General features: G+C 56.0%; 1 rRNA gene. It reads left to right on the top strand.

The window, feature by feature from the left end:
- Positions 1–11: 11 nt before the first annotated feature.
- Positions 12–1,015: ribosomal RNA gene (locus tag OP497_RS17450) — 16S ribosomal RNA — on the top strand; the annotation flags it as partial.

The raw sequence follows: 1,015 nt of genomic DNA, 5'->3' as shown, positions 1-1,015 counted from the left end.
AGTCAGACTTTAAACTGAAGAGTTTGATCATGGCTCAGATTGAACGCTGGCGGCAGGCCTAACACATGCAAGTCGAGCGGAAACGATGGAGCTTGCTCCAGGCGTCGAGCGGCGGACGGGTGAGTAATGCATAGGAATCTGCCCGGTAGTGGGGGATAACCTGGGGAAACCCAGGCTAATACCGCATACGTCCTACGGGAGAAAGCAGGGGATTTTCGGACCTTGCGCTATCGGATGAGCCTATGTCGGATTAGCTTGTTGGTGAGGTAATGGCTCACCAAGGCGACGATCCGTAGCTGGTCTGAGAGGATGATCAGCCACATCGGGACTGAGACACGGCCCGAACTCCTACGGGAGGCAGCAGTGGGGAATATTGGACAATGGGCGCAAGCCTGATCCAGCCATGCCGCGTGTGTGAAGAAGGCTTTCGGGTTGTAAAGCACTTTCAGTGAGGAAGAACGCCTTGGGGCCAATACCCCCGAGGAAGGACATCACTCACAGAAGAAGCACCGGCTAACTCCGTGCCAGCAGCCGCGGTAATACGGAGGGTGCGAGCGTTAATCGGAATTACTGGGCGTAAAGCGCGCGTAGGCGGCGTGATAAGCCGGTTGTGAAAGCCCCGGGCTCAACCTGGGAACGGCATCCGGAACTGTCAGGCTAGAGTGCAGGAGAGGAAGGTAGAATTCCCGGTGTAGCGGTGAAATGCGTAGAGATCGGGAGGAATACCAGTGGCGAAGGCGGCCTTCTGGACTGACACTGACGCTGAGGTGCGAAAGCGTGGGTAGCAAACAGGATTAGATACCCTGGTAGTCCACGCCGTAAACGATGTCGACTAGCCGTTGGGGTCCTAGAGACCTTTGTGGCGCAGTTAACGCGATAAGTCGACCGCCTGGGGAGTACGGCCGCAAGGTTAAAACTCAAATGAATTGACGGGGGCCCGCACAAGCGGTGGAGCATGTGGTTTAATTCGATGCAACGCGAAGAACCTTACCTACCCTTGACATCGTGCGAACTT

Source organism: Halomonas sp. 11-S5 (assembly GCF_029889825.1).
Taxonomy (GTDB): Bacteria; Pseudomonadota; Gammaproteobacteria; order Pseudomonadales; family Halomonadaceae; genus Halomonas.
Note: the sequence above shows the minus strand (reverse complement) of the source record. Positions and strands in the feature narration are given on the sequence as shown.